Source organism: Arthrobacter sp. KNU-44 (genome assembly GCF_051843155.1).
Lineage (GTDB): Bacteria > Actinomycetota > Actinomycetes > Actinomycetales > Micrococcaceae > Arthrobacter.
On record NZ_JBPXNG010000002.1, the window covers coordinates 469,898 to 487,430 of the forward strand.

13 protein-coding genes are annotated in these 17,533 nt (G+C 65.4%); 6 read left to right on the forward strand and 7 right to left on the reverse strand.

Features of this window, described 5'->3' with window-relative positions; all coding sequences use genetic code 11:
- Positions 1-6 precede the first annotated feature (6 nt).
- Positions 7-1,173, reverse strand: coding sequence for a bifunctional glutamate N-acetyltransferase/amino-acid acetyltransferase ArgJ (gene argJ / locus ACSVHC_RS02975; RefSeq protein WP_437773148.1), 1,167 nt, complete (start codon positions 1,171-1,173; stop codon positions 7-9).
- Positions 1,170-2,201, reverse strand: coding sequence for an N-acetyl-gamma-glutamyl-phosphate reductase (gene argC, locus ACSVHC_RS02980; protein ID WP_437773147.1), 1,032 nt, complete (start codon positions 2,199-2,201; stop codon positions 1,170-1,172). The genes argJ and argC overlap by 4 nt, the downstream gene beginning before the upstream one ends.
- Before the next feature lie 186 nt (positions 2,202-2,387).
- Here argC and ACSVHC_RS02985 point away from each other — a divergent pair, with 186 nt between their 5' ends.
- From ACSVHC_RS02985 to ACSVHC_RS03000, 4 genes are all read left to right on the forward strand, one after another.
- Positions 2,388-3,476, forward strand: a complete 1,089-nt coding sequence (locus ACSVHC_RS02985; RefSeq protein WP_439180576.1) for a fatty acid desaturase family protein — start codon at positions 2,388-2,390, stop codon at positions 3,474-3,476.
- A gap of 135 nt (positions 3,477-3,611) precedes the next feature.
- Positions 3,612-4,577: a quinone oxidoreductase family protein gene (locus ACSVHC_RS02990; protein ID WP_437773145.1), complete on the forward strand. Its 966-nt coding sequence runs from the start codon at positions 3,612-3,614 to the stop codon at positions 4,575-4,577.
- 165 nt (positions 4,578-4,742) lie between these two features.
- On the forward strand, positions 4,743-8,573 hold the full coding sequence (locus ACSVHC_RS02995; protein WP_437773987.1) for a Pls/PosA family non-ribosomal peptide synthetase: 3,831 nt from the start codon (positions 4,743-4,745) through the stop codon (positions 8,571-8,573).
- A 79-nt stretch (positions 8,574-8,652) separates the two neighbouring features.
- Positions 8,653-10,032: a M1 family metallopeptidase gene (locus tag ACSVHC_RS03000; RefSeq protein WP_437773144.1), complete on the forward strand. Its 1,380-nt coding sequence runs from the start codon at positions 8,653-8,655 to the stop codon at positions 10,030-10,032.
- Between the two features lie 26 nt (positions 10,033-10,058).
- Here the strand turns inward: ACSVHC_RS03000 and ACSVHC_RS03005 are convergent, their stop codons facing one another.
- From ACSVHC_RS03005 to pheS, 3 genes are all read right to left on the reverse strand, one after another.
- Positions 10,059-10,622: a 4'-phosphopantetheinyl transferase family protein gene (locus ACSVHC_RS03005; RefSeq protein WP_437773143.1), complete on the reverse strand. Its 564-nt coding sequence runs from the start codon at positions 10,620-10,622 to the stop codon at positions 10,059-10,061.
- A 128-nt stretch (positions 10,623-10,750) separates the two neighbouring features.
- Positions 10,751-13,300 (reverse strand): phenylalanine--tRNA ligase subunit beta, encoded by a 2,550-nt coding sequence (pheT, locus tag ACSVHC_RS03010; protein ID WP_437773142.1) that lies wholly within the window; start codon positions 13,298-13,300, stop codon positions 10,751-10,753.
- Between the two features lie 2 nt (positions 13,301-13,302).
- Positions 13,303-14,364 carry a phenylalanine--tRNA ligase subunit alpha gene (pheS, locus tag ACSVHC_RS03015; RefSeq protein ID WP_078105647.1) on the reverse strand — a complete coding sequence of 354 codons (1,062 nt, stop codon included), beginning with the start codon at positions 14,362-14,364 and terminating at the stop codon, positions 13,303-13,305.
- A 186-nt stretch (positions 14,365-14,550) separates the two neighbouring features.
- Here pheS and ACSVHC_RS03020 point away from each other — a divergent pair, with 186 nt between their 5' ends.
- Entirely contained in the window at positions 14,551-15,201 is a 651-nt protein-coding gene (locus tag ACSVHC_RS03020; protein ID WP_437773141.1) for an SIMPL domain-containing protein, read from the forward strand.
- On the opposite strand, the gene pcp is transcribed toward ACSVHC_RS03020, so the two are convergent.
- A complete protein-coding gene (gene pcp / locus ACSVHC_RS03025) occupies positions 15,198-15,845 on the reverse strand; it encodes a pyroglutamyl-peptidase I (RefSeq protein WP_437773140.1) in 648 nt (215 codons plus the stop codon). The two genes, ACSVHC_RS03020 and pcp, sit on opposite strands and share 4 nt — an antisense overlap.
- Positions 15,846-15,988: 143 nt before the next feature.
- Between pcp and ACSVHC_RS03030 the strand changes: the two genes are divergently transcribed.
- A complete protein-coding gene (locus ACSVHC_RS03030) occupies positions 15,989-17,065 on the forward strand; it encodes an Rv2578c family radical SAM protein (RefSeq protein ID WP_437773139.1) in 1,077 nt (358 codons plus the stop codon).
- Here ACSVHC_RS03030 and ACSVHC_RS03035 read toward each other — a convergent pair.
- The gene (locus tag ACSVHC_RS03035; RefSeq protein ID WP_437773138.1) at positions 17,062-17,502 is read right to left on the reverse strand and encodes a (deoxy)nucleoside triphosphate pyrophosphohydrolase; all 441 of its coding nucleotides are present in this window, start codon (positions 17,500-17,502) and stop codon (positions 17,062-17,064) included. The two genes, ACSVHC_RS03030 and ACSVHC_RS03035, sit on opposite strands and share 4 nt — an antisense overlap.
- Between the last annotated feature and the right edge of the window lie 31 nt (positions 17,503-17,533).

Genomic DNA, 17,533 nt, shown 5'->3' on the forward strand with positions numbered 1-17,533 from the left:
CCCCGTCTAGCTCGAGTAGGCGCTGTTCTCATGCACGTACTCGTGCGTGAGGTCATTGGTCCAGATGGTGGCCTCGGCGTCGCCGGCCTGCAAGTCGATTTCCACGAGCACCTCGCGGGGCTCGAGATCAACCAGGTTGCGGTCGTCGCCGATGCTGCCGTTGCGGCAGATCTGGATGCCGTTCATGGAGACGTTGAGCTGGTCCGCTTCGAAGACGGCGTCCGTGGTGCCCACCGAGGACAGGACGCGGCCCCAGTTCGGGTCCTTGCCGAAGATGGCGGTCTTGAAGAGGTTGGATCGGGCCACGGAACGGCTGACGATTTCGGCGTCGCGCTCGCTCGCCGCGTTGAACGTGCGGATGGCGATGTCGTGGCTCGCGCCTTCGGCGTCGCCGATCAGCTTGCGGGCAAGCTCGGCGCACACCTGGGTGACTCCGGCGCCGAGCTGCTCGGCGGACGGGATGGCTTCGGAGGCCCCTGATGCCAGCAGGACAACAGTGTCGTTGGTGGACATGCAGCCGTCCGAGTCCGTGCGGTCGAAGGTGACCCGCGTGGCGTCGCGGAGAACGACGTCGAGCTCTTCCGCCGGGACCTGGGCATCAGTGGTGAGCACTACGAGCATGGTTGCGAGGCCGGGCGCCAGCATGCCGGCACCCTTCGCGATGCCTCCGACCGTGAAGGTGTTGCCTTCGGCATCGGTGCCGGTGAAGACTGCTTCCTTCGCCACGCTGTCCGTGGTCATGATCGCCGTGGCGGCGGCGGAACCACCGTTCTCGGCCAGCTCCGCGAACGCGGCGTCGATGCCCGGGATGATCTTGTCCATGGGCAGTTGCTCACCGATGAGGCCGGTGGAGCAGACGACGACGTCGGAAGCGGAGATCCCGAGGACGGCGGCCACTTTCTCGGCGGTTGCGTGCGTATTTTGGAATCCTTGGGGACCGGTGCAGGCGTTGGCGCCGCCGGAATTCAGCACCACTGCGTCAACGCGCCCGTCGGAGAGAACCTGGCGGGACCAGTGCACGGGAGCCGCGGCGACGCGGTTGGAGGTGAAAACGGCTGCTGCGGCTTTCAGGGGGCCGTCGTTGACGACCAGGGCGAGGTCGGGATTGCCCGATGCCTTGATGCCGGCTTTGACGCCGGCGGCCCGGAATCCCTGGGGGGCGGTGATGGTCACGGGGCAACTCCTTGGACGTTGAGGCCGGCGGATTCGTCCAGGCCGAGGGCAATATTCATGGACTGCACAGCGCCGCCGGCGGTCCCCTTGGTCAGGTTATCGATGGCGCACGTGACAACCACGCGGCCGGAGTGCTCGTCGAAGGCCAGTTGCATGACGGCGTGGTTGGAACCCTGCACCGATTTGGTCATGGGCCACTGGCCTTCGGGCAACAGGTGGACGAACGGTTCGTCGTCGTACGCTTCAGCCCAGGCACTGCGGAGTTCGGCTGCAGTGACGCCGGCGTTGACCTTGGCAGTTGCAGTACTGAGGATGCCGCGGCTCATGGGCGCGAGCGTGGGCGTGAAGGACACGGTAACCGGTTCACCGGCGGCGTTGGAAAGTCCCTGTTCGATCTCGGGGGTGTGGCGGTGGCCGCCGCCCACGCCATAGGGACTCATGGACCCCATGACTTCGGAACCGATGAGGTTCACCTTGGCCGCTTTGCCGGCTCCCGAGGTGCCTGAGGCGGAAACAATCACGACGTCGTCCGGCTGGAGAAGCTTGTTGGCGAAGCCAGGTGTGAGGGCGAGGAGGGCCGACGTCGGGTAGCAGCCGGGCACGGCAATCCGCTTCGCGCCCTTTAGTGCGTCGCGCTGGCCGGGGAGTTCCGGCAACCCGTAAGGCCAGGTCCCGGCATGCGCCGAGCCGTAGAACTTTTCCCATGCCTCGGGGTCTTCGAGCCGGTGGTCCGCGCCGGCGTCGATCACCAGCGTGCCTTCCGGCAACTGGGCCGCGATCGCGGCCGAGGCTCCATGCGGGAGCGCCAGGAACACCACATCGTGGCCAGCGAGGTTTTCCACGCTGGTGTCTTCGAGAATCCGACTGGCCAAACCATGGAGATGCGGCTGCAACTCCCCTAGTCTTGAACCGGCATTGCTGTGCGCAGTGATGGCACCGATGGTGACGTCCGGATGGCCTACCAGGAGGCGCAGCACCTCTCCCCCGGCATAGCCGCTGGCACCGGAGACGGCAACAGAAATAGTCATGGCACGACTATACAGCAAAACTATTCATGGTTGCCGATATTTATGCATGATTGTTTTCGGATCTGCCGGGAGCGGCTCGTCTCGGCGCGCGGTTTTGGGAGCGTATGCTGAATAGAGGGTGATCTAGACCGTGCAGCCGATCGTCGGTTGCAGCGTTGCCCGTTATGTATTACGGGGCAACTGCATATGTCACAGACCTCCACCACGGAACGTCCTACCAAGGGCGTCCGGCCACCCAACGCCGTCGTGCTCAGCTATTCCGAGCTCCTCAAGACGGTCCGTGCGGAAGGGCTTTTGAAGCGCCGCGTCGGCTTTTATATCAGCGTTTTTGCCGCCCTGGTCCTCCTGCTGACCGGTACCTGGTTCGGCTTCGCGCTGATCGGTCCCAGCTGGTACCAGCTCCTCATCGCCGCGGCCCTGGGAATCCTTTGCACCCAGTTGAGCTTCCTGGCCCATGAGGCCGGCCACCGCCAGATTTTTGCCTCCCGCAGGGCCAATGACTGGTCCGCCCGCATCCTTGCCACTTCGGTTGCCGGAATCAGTTACTCCTGGTGGGAACAGAAGCACGGCGCACACCACAACAATCCGAACGTGATTTCCAAGGACCCGGACATCAAGACCGGAGCCCTGGCCTTCCACGTTGAGGCCGCCGCAGGCAGGCAGGGACGCTTCGCATTCCTCACGCGCAGGCAAGGCTGGTTCTTCTTCCCGCTCCTCCTGCTTCTCGGCATCAGCCTGCAGTGGGAGTCGTTAATGTACATCTGCCGGCCCGGAGCCATCAAGCACCGCTGGGTGGAGACCCCCATCCTTCTGGCACGGCTTCTCGCACTGCCGGTCCTCGCCTTCACCTTCCTGCCGATTGGCATGGCATTTGCCTTCCTGGGCGTCCAGATCATGGTGTTCGGCTTCTACATGGGTGCTTCCTTCGCCCCGAACCACAAGGGCATGCCGGTTCTGCCGACCGACTCGCGCGTCGATTTCCTGCGTCGCCAGATTCTGACTGCCAGGAACATCTCCGGCGGACCCTTCATGAACATCCTTCTTGGCGGCCTCAACCACCAGGCGGAACACCACTTGTTCCCCGACATGGCCCGCCCACACTTGCGCCGCGCCTCGGAGATCGTTCGAAGCTACTGCGAAACGCACTCCATCGCCTACACCGAAACCACGTTGATGCAGTCCTACGCCATCGTCGTGCGGTACCTCAATGAGGTAGGACTCGCAGCGAGCCGCGGCTTTGACTGCCCTGTTGCATCCGCGCACGGCAGGAGCTGACACGCCCGGATTACCACCGGACACGTTACGGCGAACCGCGGCCCCAAGCCGTTGACTGGACACTCGACGGACTCCGCTCCCTAGGATGGTTGTGTGAATGCGGGCACGAAAGTGCCTCGACGGAGAAGGAGACCCATGACGCACGCGATCATTGCCCGGCAAGCCGGAGGACCCGAAGTCCTTGAAGTCACCGAGGCAGAGGTTCCGGTCCCGGGCCCGCGCCAGCTCCTCGTCAAAGTTGCAGCCGCCGGCGTGAACTTCATCGACACGTATCAGCGCAGTGGTATCTACAAGGTCGAGTACCCGTTCACTCCCGGCTCCGAGTCGGCCGGCACCGTGGTGGCCATCGGCGCGGACGTGGTGGATTTCACCATCGGGGACAGGGTCGCTACCGCTGAAGGATCCCGCAGCTACGCGGAGTACGCCCTGGTAGACGCCGACAAAGCGCTTCCGGTACCGGACGGCGTCGACGACCACACAGCGGCAGCCCTGCCGCTGCAAGGAATGACCGCGCACTACCTGATCAACTCATCTTTCCGCGTGGAACCGGGCCAGACGGTCCTGACCCATGCCGGCGCAGGCGGCGTGGGACTCATCCTGACGCAGTTGCTCAAGGCCCGGGGCGCCCGCGTCATCACCACGGTCTCCTCGGACGAGAAGGAAGCCCTTGCCCGGGAAGCCGGCGCGGACGAGGTCCTGCGCTACGCCGGATTTGCGGACAAGGTCCGCGAGCTCACCGACGGCGTAGGAGTCAATGTGGTGTACGACGGCGTCGGCAAGGATACCTTTGACGGTTCCCTCGCGAGCCTGCGGATCCGCGGCTCGCTCGTCCTGTTCGGGGCGGCGTCCGGACCCGTGCCTCCCTTTGACCCGCAGCGACTGAACGCGGGCGGATCGTTGTCCCTGACACGCCCCACGCTAGGCCACTTCCTGCAGAACCCGCAGGAGCGGCGCTGGCGTTCGGCCGAAGTCTTCGGCGCTGCAGCCAGCGGCGCACTCAAGGTCCGGATTGGCGGAACATACCCGCTGGCCGAAGCCGCCCAGGCACATCGCGATCTGGAAGCCCGCAAGACCACAGGCAAGGTACTGTTGGTCCCATAATCGAAGCAACGGCAACGCGACCGCTGACACTTTTTGTTCACCTCAATCCGAGAAGCTTCGAACGTGACCCAGGAACATGAACTCCCGGCCGACCGCCTGGAACTGCAAGTAGAGCATCTGCCTCAGCTGCAAGGCTCGGCAGCCGCACCGCCGGCACGCACGCTCATGGAGATCCTCCAGGACACGGCCCGGACATTCCCGGAGGCCTCGGCCCTCGATGACGGGCACAAGTCGCTGAGTTATTCCGAGCTCTTGGCGCAGGTGCGCGGTTTTGCTGCCTCGCTCAACGCAGCCGGACTGGGCCCAGGAGACAAAATCGGCGTGCGGGTCCCCTCTGGATCCAACGATCTCTACATCGCCATCCTGGCGATCCTCTCGATTGCGGCCGCCTATGTACCCGTAGACGCTGACGATCCCGAGGAACGGGCACGGCTCGTTTTCGGAGAAGCCGAAGTGTCCGCCGTCGTCACCAAGGGCCGCAGGATCGACGTGTCCGCGGAGCGGCCGACACCGCACCCGGCTCCGCGTTCCCCAGGGCTGGATGACGATTCCTGGGTCATCTTCACCTCAGGTTCCACCGGCACGCCAAAGGGTGTTGCGGTGCAGCACCGTTCCTCCGCCGCTTTTGTTGACGCCGAAGCCCGGATTTTCCTCCAGCAAGATCCCATAGGTCCGCAGGACCGGGTCCTCGCCGGCCTTTCAGTGGCCTTCGACGCTTCCTGTGAGGAGATGTGGCTGGCGTGGCGGAACGGTGCCTGCCTCGTCCCTGCCCCGCGCGCCCTGGTGCGTTCCGGCATGGACCTTGGCCCATGGCTCATCAACCACGGCATCACAGTGGTGTCTACCGTTCCCACGCTCGCGGCCCTGTGGCCCGCGGAAGCCCTCGAGAACGTGCGCCTGCTCATTTTCGGCGGCGAGGCCTGCCCTCCCGAACTCGCTGAGCGCCTCGCGGTGGACGGCCGCGAGGTATGGAACACTTATGGCCCCACCGAAGCGACTGTCGTGGCCTGCGCGGCTCCCCTAGGCGGGGATGGACCCGTCCGGATCGGACTGCCGCTGGACGGCTGGGACCTCGCCGTCGTCGATGCCGCCGGGGTTCCAGTCGCGGAAGGCGAGACGGGCGAACTGATCATCGGCGGCGTCGGACTGGCCCGCTACCTCGATCCGGCCAAAGACGCAGAAAAGTACGCACCCATGCCGTCCCTGGGGTGGGAACGCGCGTACCGCTCCGGCGACCTCGTCCGCTACGAGGAAGCCGGCCTCATCTTCCAAGGCCGCGCGGACGAACAGGTCAAGCTGGGTGGCCGGCGCATCGAACTCGGCGAAATCGACGCCGCCCTGCAGGCCTTACCGGGGGTCGCTGGTGCCGCGGCTGCAGTCCGCACGACGGCGGCAGGGAACCAGATACTGGTCGGTTACCTGGCTCCGGCCGGACCCGAGGACATCGATCTCTCAGCTTCCCGCGAGCTGCTTTCGGAAAGCCTGCCCGCCGCGCTGATTCCCCTGCTGACGGTCGTGGATTCGCTTCCGACGAAGACCAGCGGCAAAGTGGACCGGCATTCCCTCCCGTGGCCGTTGGCGGGCGCGGGCGCCGCGGATGCGGACAAGGCGCCACTCAACCTGCCCGAGGACGCCCAGTGGGTGGTTGAGCAATGGGAAAGCGTCCTCGGCTCCGGCGTCACCTCGCTCGACGCCGACTTCTTCGCCTATGGTGGCGGCTCCCTCGCCGCTGCCCAGCTCGTCTCGGCGCTGCGCGTGCGGTACCCCACCATTACGGTGGCCGAAATCTACGCGACACCCCGGGTCGGCGCCCTGATCGACGCCGCTCGGCAGTCTTTGCCCGAAGGCGGCATCCAGGGACCGGCGGCCGAACGCACGGTTCGCCCCACCTCCCGGAAATCGCAGATCTTCCAGACCCTGATGGGGATCTTCCTCAACATCCTGGTGGGCATGCGTTGGCTCACGTACCTCATGGCCGCGAACCATTTGCTGGCCGACTTCGCCGGTTTCACAGCCGCTCCCGTGGTGTCCTGGTGGTGGATCCTGGCATCTTGGCTGGTGTTCGTCAGCCCGCCGGGACGCATGGGCATCTCGATCCTCGCCGCCCGAACCCTCTTGCGTGGAGTTAGTCCCGGAACCTACCCGCGCTCAGGCAAAGTCCACTTGAAGCTGTGGCTGGCCGAACAAATCCAGGACCTTTCGGGCGCCATCAGCCTCGCCAGCGCCCCGTGGGTTCCGTACTACGCCCGGGCGCTGGGTGCGAAGATCGGGAACAACGTCCATTTGCACTCCTTGCCTCCCGTCACAGGACTCCTGTCATTGGGCAGCGGCTGCAACATCGAACCCGAAGTGGATCTCTCCGCCTGGTGGATCGACGGTGACTACGTCCACATCGGTGCCATCCATGTGGGAGCAGGCGCCACTGTGGGCTCCCGCAGCACGCTCATGCCGGGAACCAGCATCGGCGCAGGTGCACGCGTGGAGCCCGGTTCCGCAGTGTTGGGCAAGGTCAAGGCCGGGCATCTTGTTGCCGGCTCCCCCGCCGAACGCCGCGGCAAAGCCAAGAATGGCTGGCCCGAGACCCCCTCGTCACACCACCTGATCGGCAGGCTCTGGTTTGCGGCATTCGCTGCGGCCTCGGCGCTGCTCGCCTTGATCCCCTACATTTCGGCATTCGTCGCCGCGATCGTCATCCTGGCCTTCATCCAAGGAAGGAATTCCCTGCAGGATGCGTTCCCCGAACTCCTGCTTGCCATTCCCTTGGCGGCACTGGCTTGGTTCTTCTGCAATCTCCTGTTGATCCTGGTGACCACCCGGATGCTCGGCGTCGGTCTCAAGGAGGGGTACTATCGGGTCCGCAGCCGGGTCGGCTGGCAGGTTTGGGCCACTGAACGTGTGCTGGACATGGCGCGGGACCTGCTCTTCCCCATCTACGCCAGCCTCTTCACACCAGTGTGGCTGCGCCTGCTGGGCGCCAAGGTAGGCCGTAACGTGGAGGCTTCCACGGTGCTGCTGCTGCCACGCATGACGACCATCGGCGAAGGCGCGTTCCTCGCGGACGACACCATGGTGGCCTCCTACGAGCTTGGCGGCGGCTGGATGAAGATCGGGCCGGCCAAGATCGGCAAACGCTCGTTCCTCGGCAATTCCGGTATGACCGCCGCAGGCCGCAGCGTGCCCAAGAACTCACTGGTCGCGGTGCTGTCCGCTACGCCGGCCAAGGCCAAATCGGGCACCTCCTGGCTGGGCAGCCCTCCCGTCAGGCTGCGCCGGACCGTCGTCGACGCCGATCAGAGCCTCACCTTCAACCCGCCGCTGGCCCTCAAAACCAAACGGGCCCTCTGGGAACTATGCCGGCTGGTGCCGGTCATCCTGACAGTGGGGATCGCCGTCGGCATCATGCTGGTCCTCGACTGGATCGCCACCGAGAGCTCCTACTGGCTCGCTGCCGTCCTTGGTGGCGTCGTGGTCCTCGCCGCGGGTGCCGTGGCCGCGGCCAGTTCGGTCGCCGCGAAGTGGATATTGGTGGGACGCATCAAAGAGGGCGAGCATCCGCTGTGGAGCTCGTTCATCTGGCGCAACGAAGTGGTGGACACCTTCATCGAGATGGTCAGCGCTCCCTGGTTTGCGCGTTCGGCATCCGGCACGCCGGCGTTGGTGTGGTGGCTCCGGGCGCTCGGAGCGAAAATCGGCCGGGGTACCTGGTGCGAGAGCTACTGGCTGCCGGAAGCCGACCTCGTCACTCTCGGCGAAAGCTCCACGGTGAACCGTGGCTGCGTGGTCCAGACCCATCTCTTCCACGACCGCATCATGAGCATAGACACGGTGGTCCTCGGAGACGGCGCCACGATGGGCCCGCACGGCGTCATCCTGCCGCGCGCGAGTATCGGGGCGGGCGGAACGGTGGGACCGGCGTCGCTGGTCATGCGCGGCGAGACTGTTCCCGCGGGCACTTACTGGATGGGCAACCCCGTCAGCCCGTGGTCCGGACCGTAGCGTAAATTGGCAAGAGGGCGTGAAATACCAGCCCATGACAACAGCAGCACAACAAGCTACACGGAGGCAGCCAGCACACATGAGCCCTAGCGAACCAGGAATAACCACAACTGCCGCCGATCCCTACACCCTGCACCACGGAAGCACGGCATTCCAGGTGCTGAGGTATGAATTGGACCTGGACTACAGCCTGGGCAGCAACCGGCTCAACGGCCGCGCCGTGCTTCGCTGCGTAGCCTTCGAAGACGCGGACTCGGTGATGCTCGATCTGGTGGGCCTGAAGGCTTCCAAAATCCTCGTCGACGGCAAGAAAGTGCCGAAGTTCAGTACCCGCGGCGAGCACCTCGTGATCACCACCAAGGACCGCTTGAGGGCAGGCCAGCACTTCACGGTTGAACTCCGCTACGACGGCAACCCGAAGCCGCGCCGGGGCCTGTGGGGCGAGGTCGGTTGGGAAGAGCTCGACGACGGCGTGCTGGTTGCCGGACAGCCGAACGGCGCCGCTTCCTGGTTCCCGTGCAACGACCATCCGCGGCACAAGTCCAGCTACTTGATCAGTATCACCACCGACGACAACTACCGTGCGATCTGCAACGGCCGCCTGGTCTCCCACAGCAGGAAATCAAGCCGCGAAACCTGGGTCTACGAACAAGGCGAGCCGATGGCAAGCTATCTCGCCACTGTGCAAATCGGACGCTACCGGCTCCACCAGCTCAGCCCCGCCCCCAGTGGGGTCCGCACGGGGACGGCCCATCATGCAGAAGCCCTGCGGCAGGCTCCGGTGCCCCAGTTCGTTGCGGTCTCCCCCGGTTTGTTGACCGAGGCCCGCGAAGGCCTGGCTCGGCAGGCCGACATGATGCGCACGTTTGTGGAGTGTTTCGGCCCATATCCCTTTGCCGAATACACGGCCGTGGTGACCGAGGACGAGCTGGAAATCCCCCTTGAGGCCCAGACCCTCTCGATCTTTGGCCGGAACCACATGGAGCAATCGTGGGATGCGCAGCGCCTCATCGCCCACGAGCTGTCCCACCAGTGGTTCGGCAATTCGCTCACTGTGAGCAGTTGGCGGGACATCTGGCTGCATGAGGGCTTCGCCTGCTACGCCGAGTGGATCTGGTCCGAGGAGGCAGGCGTCATGTCCCTCGCCAACCGTGCAAGGGCCGCGTGGCGCAAGCTCGACGCCGGCGCCCAGGACCTGGTGATCGGCGACCCCGGACCCGAGCACATGTTCGATGACCGCGTCTACAAGCGCGGGGCCCTCGCCCTCCACGCCGTCCGCCTTGCATGCGGTGACGCGGCGTTCTTCGGAATGTTGCGGCACTGGACCGGGGCCAAGCGCCACAGCTCGGTGTCCACGGCGGAATTCATCGCCGCGGCCAACGCTTACGTCCCGGGGCTCGACGCGGCCGCTGTCCTGGAGCCGTGGCTGTACCAAGCAAAGCTGCCCGCTTTCGGCTGATCCCGAAATTCAGCTAATCCAAGGATTCAGCGGGACGTTACCGCGAGGGCAGCAACCAGTCCGGCAGGAAGATCATGGCCGTCGGCGCTGGCCGGAAGCTCCAGATCCCACAGCCCCGGCCTATCAAGCACCTCAAGGGAATCCGGGGCCACCCTGAGCCCTTCCCCCGTCATCTTCAACCAGGCTTCCTTGCGCGCCCACAAGCGTGCGCGCGATTGCGCCCGGCGCCCGGGTTCCAGCGCCTTGAGATGGCGCCGCTCCCGTGCGGTCAGGGCAACGTCGTCAAAGCCGGCGAACTCCGTACCGGTCGCATTCTCCAGATCGACGCCCACCCGGAGCCCCGGTTCCGGATGCACGACGGCGGCAAACAACACCCAGCCCGACGACCGTGAGGCGCTGAGCGCCAGGGGTGCGGGGCCGCCGTCGAGCACGTATCCGGGGCGACCATGGGCGATGCCGGGACCAGCACCGCATTCCGGGCACTCATACGCGGCCTGGAGCTTCGAGGCGGGAACACCCAGGAGGGTGGCGGCAAAGTCCTGCTGCGCCAGCCTGGACGCGAGGAACTCCAGGCGCAGGGCCGGGGCCATGGCGTCTCCCCTCAGGGTTTCGGCCGGAGACAACAATTCCGCAGCAATCTTTTCGATGGCGGCGGAATCGGCAGGATCCAGGGACTGGATGTGAACAGCCAGCCCCTGGATCCCCGGGTTGATCCTCGTCAGCGCTGGACTGCTCCGAATCGCTCTGCGGCGACGGCGACTGCGGCCTCGCGGGCCTCCGATGCCTCGTCTGCGGTCAAGGTGCGGTCCGTGGCACGGAACCGCAGCCCGAAGGCAAGCGACTTCTTGCCGTCTTCGATGCCCTGGCCCGCGTAGACATCGAACAAGGCGACGTCTTCGAGGAGCTCGCCGGCGCCTTCCCGGAGGGCGGCCAGGACGGCGTCCGCCGGAACGTCTTGCGGCACCACGAGGGCAACGTCCTGGGTGGCCACCGGGAAACCGGAGATGTGCTTGGCAACAATGACGTCCGGAGCGGCGTCGAATAGTGCATCCGCGTTGAGCTCGAGCGCCACGGAGCGTGCCGGCATGTCATGTGCGGCGAGCAGCTTGGGGTGCAATTCGCCGGCGTAGCCCACGACGTCGCCGGAGCGGAGCGCCAACTGGGCGGCACGGCCCGGGTGGAACGCCTGGTGGCTGCCTTGGCTGACCACGAGCTCCACTCCGAGGACGTCGCCGACGAGCCGGGCAACATCCAGGGCGTCGGCCCAGTCCCAGGCACGCGGAGTGTGGGCCGCGGCTGCCGGGGAATCATGGCCTGTCAAAACAGCGGCGATGTGCAGCGGCTGGTCCGGGACGCCGTCGTACAGTCCGTCAAGGACCTCGTCGGAAGGCTTGACGCCCAGCGGCGGGATGGACGCCGTGCCCAGCTGGCCGTCCGGAAGGAACACCGAGCCTGCCTCGAAGAGCGCGAGGTCCCGGAACCCGCGGGAGTGGTTGCGGCGGGCGACCTCGATCAGGCCGGGAAGCACGGAGGTACGCAGGTAACCGTGTTCCTCGCTGATCGGGTTGGCCAGTTTGAGGGCGGTGCGTGCCGCACCTTCCTCCGCAACTCCGAAGGTGTCATTGGCCGACTTGGAGACGAACGGATAGGAGAGGACCTCGGTGAGCCCTGCGTCGGCCAGCGCCTGGACCACGCGGCGTTTCTGTTGCTGGGTCCGGGTCAGGCCGCGTCCTGGAGGGGCGACGGGAAGGGTGGCCGGGATGTTGTCGTAGCCAACCAGCCTTGCGATTTCCTCGGAGAGGTCTTCCTTGGTTTCCAGGTCATTGCGCCAGCTCGGTGCCGTGACCACATAGGAGCCGCCCACCTCGTCCCTCAGGACGATGGCGCCGAGGTCCTTAAGGGAACCCGTGATCTGCTCTTCCGTGAAGTCGATACCGATCCTGGAGGCCGCGTAACCGGCCGGCAGCTCGATGGTCACGGCGTCCGGTGCTGTCCCGACGTCGGTGCCGGCTTCGTCGGCCGTTCCATCGGCCAGTTCAACCAGGAGGTCAACGACGCGTTGGGCAGCAACGTTGGCAACCTGCCAATCCACTCCGCGTTCGAAGCGCTTGGACGCCTCGGACGGTAGCTTGTGCCTGCGGCGCGAGCGGCCGATCGAGACCTCATCGAAGTGCGCAGCCTCGACCAGGATGTTGGTGGTCGAATCGGAAACCTCGGTGTTGGCTCCGCCCATGACGCCGGCGATGCCGATCGCGCCGGAGTCGTCGGAGATCAGGAGGTCTTCGACGTCGAGCGCACGCACTTTGTCGTCGAGGGTGGTGATCTTCTCCCCCGCGACTGCGCGGCGGACCACGATGTCGCCGGAAAGCTTGTCGAGGTCGTAGCAGTGGTTCGGCTGGCCGAGTTCGAGCATCACGTAGTTGGAAATGTCCACAGGCAGCGAAATGGAGCGGATGCCTGCCAGGCGCAGCCGAGAGACCATCCACGGCGGGGTGGGGCGGGTGGCGTCCACGCCGCGGACCGTGCGGGCCACGAAGCGGTCACAACCGGGCTTGCCGTAGATGGGAGCGTCGTCATTGAGCTTGACGCCGTAGCCACCGGAGAGTGCCACAGGGGCATTGACCTTCGCTGCCGGGTCCGTGAAGACGGTTCCGGTGGCGTGGGCATATTCGCGGGCCACGCCACGGATCGAGAACGCGTAGCCGCGGTCCGGAGTGACGTTGATTTCGGCGGCTTCGTCGTAGAGGCCAAGGAGGGACATGGCGTCGGTGCCGATTTCGGGATCCAGGCCAATGCGGGAAAGCACCAGGATGCCGTCGTGGTCCTCACCGATGCCGAGTTCGCGTACGGAGGCGATCATGCCTGCGGACAGGTGCCCATAGGTCTTGCGCGCGGAAATGTGGAAGTCACCCGGGAGCACGGCGCCCGGGAGGGTGACCACAACCTTGTCTCCCTCGACGAAGTTGTGGGCACCGCAAATGATGCCCTGCACACCGGAGGGGTCGATGCCCTTGCCGGTCAGGGCCTGCTCCTGGCCTTCGGGGACCACGCGGACCTGGCACCAGTTGATGGTCTTGCCGTTGCTCTGCGGTTCCTTGACGAGGCTCAGGACCTGGCCCACCACGATGGGACCCTTGAGTTCGTCCGTGGGGCGGTGGACCGCTTCTTCTTCAAAGCCGACCTTGACGAGTTCCGCCATGACGTCTTCGGCCGTTGCGTCGGCCGGAACCTGCGCGAATTCACGCAGCCATGAAAGTGGGATACGCACTGTTAGATCTCCATCCCGAAGTGCTCGCTGAAACGTACATCGCCTTCGATCATGTCGCGCATGTCGCCGACCTCATTGCGGAACATGAGCGTGCGCTCGATGCCCATGCCGAAGGCAAATCCTGAATACTCGTCCGGGTCGATGCCGGCAGCGCGCAGGACGTTGGGATTGACCATGCCGCAGCCGCCCCATTCGATCCAGCGAGGGCCGCCCTTGGCACCGGGGTGCCAAATGTCCAGCTCCGCGGACGGCTCGGTGAACGGGAAGTAGTTGGGACGCAGGCGGATCTGTGCCTCGTCACCGAACATCTGCCGGGCGAAGTGCTCCAGAGTTCCGCGCAGGTCAGCCATGCTCAGCTTCTTGTCGATGGCAAGGCCCTCGAACTGGTGGAACACGGGCGTGTGCGTGGCATCGAGTTCATCGGTGCGGAATACCTTGCCCGGGCACAGCACATAGATGGGCACTTCGCGCTCCAGCATGGAACGGACCTGCACCGGGGAAGTGTGCGTGCGCATGAGCAAGTGAGCCTCGGGAGGTTCCACGAAGAAGGTGTCCTGCATTTCGCGGGCGGGGTGGTCGGGCTTGAAGTTGAGGGCGTCGAAGTTGAACCACTCGGACTCGACCTCGGGCCCTTCGGCGATCTCCCAGCCCATACCCACGAAGATGTCCGCCACACGGTCCTGCAGCGTGGAGAGCGGGTGGCGGGCGCCGGCACGGCGTCGCCGCGGCGCTGCCGTGACGTCGACGGTTTCCTCCACAAGGATGCGGGCGTCGTTTTCGGCTTCGAGCACGGCAGTCCGTGCCGCGAGCGCCTGGTTGACGCGGCCACGGGAGGAACCCATGAGCTTGCCTGCGGCGGCCTTCTGCTCCTTGGGCAGGCCACCGATTTCACGGTTGGCAAGGCTCAAAGGCGACTTCTCGCCGGTGTGCGCCAAGCGGACGGCTTTGAGTTCTTCGAGGGAGGATGCGGCAGCAATCGCGGCGACGGCTTCCTCAACGGCAGCGGTGATGGCGGCTTCATCCAGAGGGTTCGGGATGGCGGCGCCCGGCAAAGTGTCAGTCATCTACTGTTCTTAGCTACGAGTCGGAAATGGTCTTCACCAGGCAGGGCCATGGCAAAAGCAGGAGCGATGCTCGCTGGACGCGTCCGGCGGGCACTAACACCCAGTCTAGTAGAAGGGCTCGGCGGGGCTTTAACCGGTGACACCGTCCGGACGGCGTTCGCCAGCGCCCGGGGCTAGCATGGCCTCATGACACCGGTCCGCACCATCACTGTCACCGGAGAGGGAACCGCTGAAGCCGTTCCCGACCTGCTCACGCTCACGCTCGCTGTCGAGGTCAGGCGCGACGCCGCCGAAGCGGCCTATGACGACGCCGGAGAGATCGCCTCGGCCGTGACGGAGGCTTTGCGCGGGCATGGTGTGGCCGGTCTTGACCTGCGGACCAGCGGCCTCAATCTGCGTGCCGAACTCGTCTGGGCCGAAAACCAGGGGCAAAAGGTCAGCGGCTATGTTGCATCAACCACGCTGGTTGCCCGGGTCGGGCAGCCGTCAGCGGCCCCCGCGGCCATATCCGCCGCGGTGGCTGCAGGCGGTGACAGCCTCCGCATCAACGGGATCGAACAAGGATTCACGGATGCCTCGGCCGTTGCGGCGCGGGCTCAAGAGGCCGCATGGCGGGATGCCGAAGCGAAGGCGGCCCGGTTTGCCGCACTTGCCGGCGGCCGGCTGGGGCAGGTGCTATCCATCGACCAGCGGCCGGGGCATGGATCGCCGGTGCCGGTGATGGCCGGTATGCAGCGCGCCTCAACGAGCGAAGGCGTGCCCATCGAAGCAGGCTCAGTGGCCGTTTCCACGAGCGTTGTGGTGCAGTGGGAGCTGGATTCACCCGCGCCAGCTTAGTGAACGGCGCCCGCGGACAGTTTCGCGTCCACCGGATTCCCAAGCGCGGTGCGAACGACGACGGCGATCCCCCGGCCCATGTCCTGCGTCGCCATGCCGGGCGCGGCACTGCCCTGTGGCAGCTGCGCTGTGTCATAGGGGACGTGGATGAAACCGCCCCGGGAGGGGGGCGCAACAGCCCCGGCGAGCTCATGCATCAGGGCATAGAACACGTGGTTGCATACGTACGTCCCGGCGGTCTGCGAGACTTCGGCGCGGATTCCAGCGATCTGAAGTGCTCGCAGCGCGGACTTCAACGGCAGCGTGCTGAAGTACGCCGCGGGCCCTTCCGGCACCACCGGCTCGTCGATGGGCCTGTTCCCGGCGTTGTCCGGGATTCTGGCGTCGTCGCAGTTGATGGCCACACGCTCCAAGGAGAGCCGGTCCCGGCCTCCGGCGAGCCCGACGCAGATGACCAGCTCCGGGCGTACCCGCGCCATGGCCTCGCCCAGGACCGCAGCGGATTCCCCGAATACGCACGGCAGCTCGAGCGTTTCCACGTCATGCCCTTCGGCGCGCAAAATTTCCTGCGCTTCGAGGACCGCAGCCCATGAGGGGTTGCTGGAATCGCCGCCAAAAGGCTCGAATCCCGTCAGCAGAATCATGAACCCACCCTAGCAAGGGGCTGGCCTGGCTTCAGGGCTCCCCGCCCGATCTTTCTTGGGCCTCCTTTCGTCAAGCCTTCTTTCACAGGGCCTTCTTTCACCGGGCCTTGACAAGCGTTCGAACATATATTCGAATGGAGTCCATGAGATGGGACGCACAAGCACTTTCGCCACAACGTGGTCCGGCACCCGGAGACAACAGCAACAGCCTTCTGTCCGGCGCCGCCCCAGCAACGGACGCACTGCTGCCGCTGGCCGGGCTTGTGCGTTCCGTCTCAACTCCCGAATTCTCCGGAGTCACCTTCCATGAGGTCACCGCCAAATCGGTGCTCAACAAGGTGGCGTCCGGTTCCCAGATGCCTTTTGAATGGACGGTCAACCCCTACCGCGGATGCAGCCACGCCTGTGTCTACTGCTTTGCGCGCAAGAGCCACACCTATCTGGAGTTCGATGCCGGACACGATTTTGATTCCCAGGTGATAGTGAAGATCAACGCGGCGGAGGTCCTGCGCAGGGAATTGTCCAAACCGTCGTGGGGCCACCATCATGTGGCCCTCGGCACCAATACGGATCCCTACCAGCGGGCAGAGGGCCGCTACCAGCTGATGCCGGGGATCATCCGGGCTCTGGCCGATTCCGGTACTCCGTTCTCCATCCTCACCAAGGGAACCCTCCTGGGCCGCGACATCCCCCTCCTCAAGCACGCCTCCAGCCAAGTGCCCGTGGACCTGGGCATCTCGCTGGCCATGACTGACGAAGCCCTGGCCTCGGCGGTGGAACCGGGCACGCCCGCACCCCGCGCCAGGCTCAAGCTCATCCGCCGGCTGCGCGAGGCCGGGCTGCCGTGCGGCGTCATGGCCATGCCCATCCTGCCGTGGCTGACGGACAGCGATGACGCTCTGGAGTCGCTGTTTACGGCCCTGTCCGACGCCGGTGCCACCGGAGTGACGGCCGGGGCGTTGTACCTGAAGCCGGGCACGCGGGAATGGTTCATGCAATGGCTGGCAGTGCATCACCCCGGCCTCGTCGGCAAGTACCGGCATCTCTACGGTCACGGCTCGTACGCTTCGAAGGAGTACAGGACCTGGCTAAGCGGCCGTATCAACTACTTCAAGGCCCATCACGATTTCTCCGGGAGCAGCGGTTTCAGCCACAGGAACGCCACGGCGGGCAAAGAAACCTCGGCGTCCCCACCGGCCGGTCAGTCCACTCTTTTCTAGCCAAGCAGCCCGGAGGCCACGCGCCCCAGCAGTGCCCGGACAATCGGCAGGTCAGCAGGAATCCACGGCAAGGTGAACGCCTCGCCTCCATTGCCAAGCGGAACCCACCGGAGTTCGTCGTGGTCCTGGAGCGGACGCGGTTCGCCGTCAAGCAGTTCGGCGCACCATACCCTCATGACGGCCCGCTCGTTCAAGGGCCACCCAGCGGCTGCGTCCGGTTCCACTTCGGCCCCGAGCCGCACAGTGATCCCGAGTTCCTCGAGCAGTTCGCGGTGCAGCGCGTCTTCGAAGGACTCCCCTGCCTCCAGCTTGCCGCCCGGGAACTCCCACATTCCGGCGAATTGCGGCGGGGCGCTGCGCCTCGCAACGAGCAGCCTTTTCGGATTTTCAAGGGAATCGACGACGGCGGCGCCCGCCACGCTTATCAGTCCAGTCACCGCAACAGTCTATTGGCCGTCAGAGCATCAC

Coding starts and splice junctions, on each gene's coding strand:
- pheS (WP_078105647.1), bottom strand. CDS start 14,364: ATGACTGACACTTTGCCGGGCGCCGCCATCCCGAACCCTCTGGATGAA.
- argC (WP_437773147.1), bottom strand. CDS start 2,201: ATGACTATTTCTGTTGCCGTCTCCGGTGCCAGCGGCTATGCCGGGGGA.
- ACSVHC_RS02985 (WP_439180576.1), top strand. CDS start 2,388: ATGTCACAGACCTCCACCACGGAACGTCCTACCAAGGGCGTCCGGCCA.
- ACSVHC_RS03030 (WP_437773139.1), top strand. CDS start 15,989: ATGAGATGGGACGCACAAGCACTTTCGCCACAACGTGGTCCGGCACCC.
- pcp (WP_437773140.1), bottom strand. CDS start 15,845: ATGATTCTGCTGACGGGATTCGAGCCTTTTGGCGGCGATTCCAGCAAC.
- ACSVHC_RS03000 (WP_437773144.1), top strand. CDS start 8,653: ATGAGCCCTAGCGAACCAGGAATAACCACAACTGCCGCCGATCCCTAC.
- ACSVHC_RS02995 (WP_437773987.1), top strand. CDS start 4,743: ATGGAGATCCTCCAGGACACGGCCCGGACATTCCCGGAGGCCTCGGCC.
- ACSVHC_RS03005 (WP_437773143.1), bottom strand. CDS start 10,622: ATGGCCCCGGCCCTGCGCCTGGAGTTCCTCGCGTCCAGGCTGGCGCAG.
- ACSVHC_RS02990 (WP_437773145.1), top strand. CDS start 3,612: ATGACGCACGCGATCATTGCCCGGCAAGCCGGAGGACCCGAAGTCCTT.
- ACSVHC_RS03020 (WP_437773141.1), top strand. CDS start 14,551: ATGACACCGGTCCGCACCATCACTGTCACCGGAGAGGGAACCGCTGAA.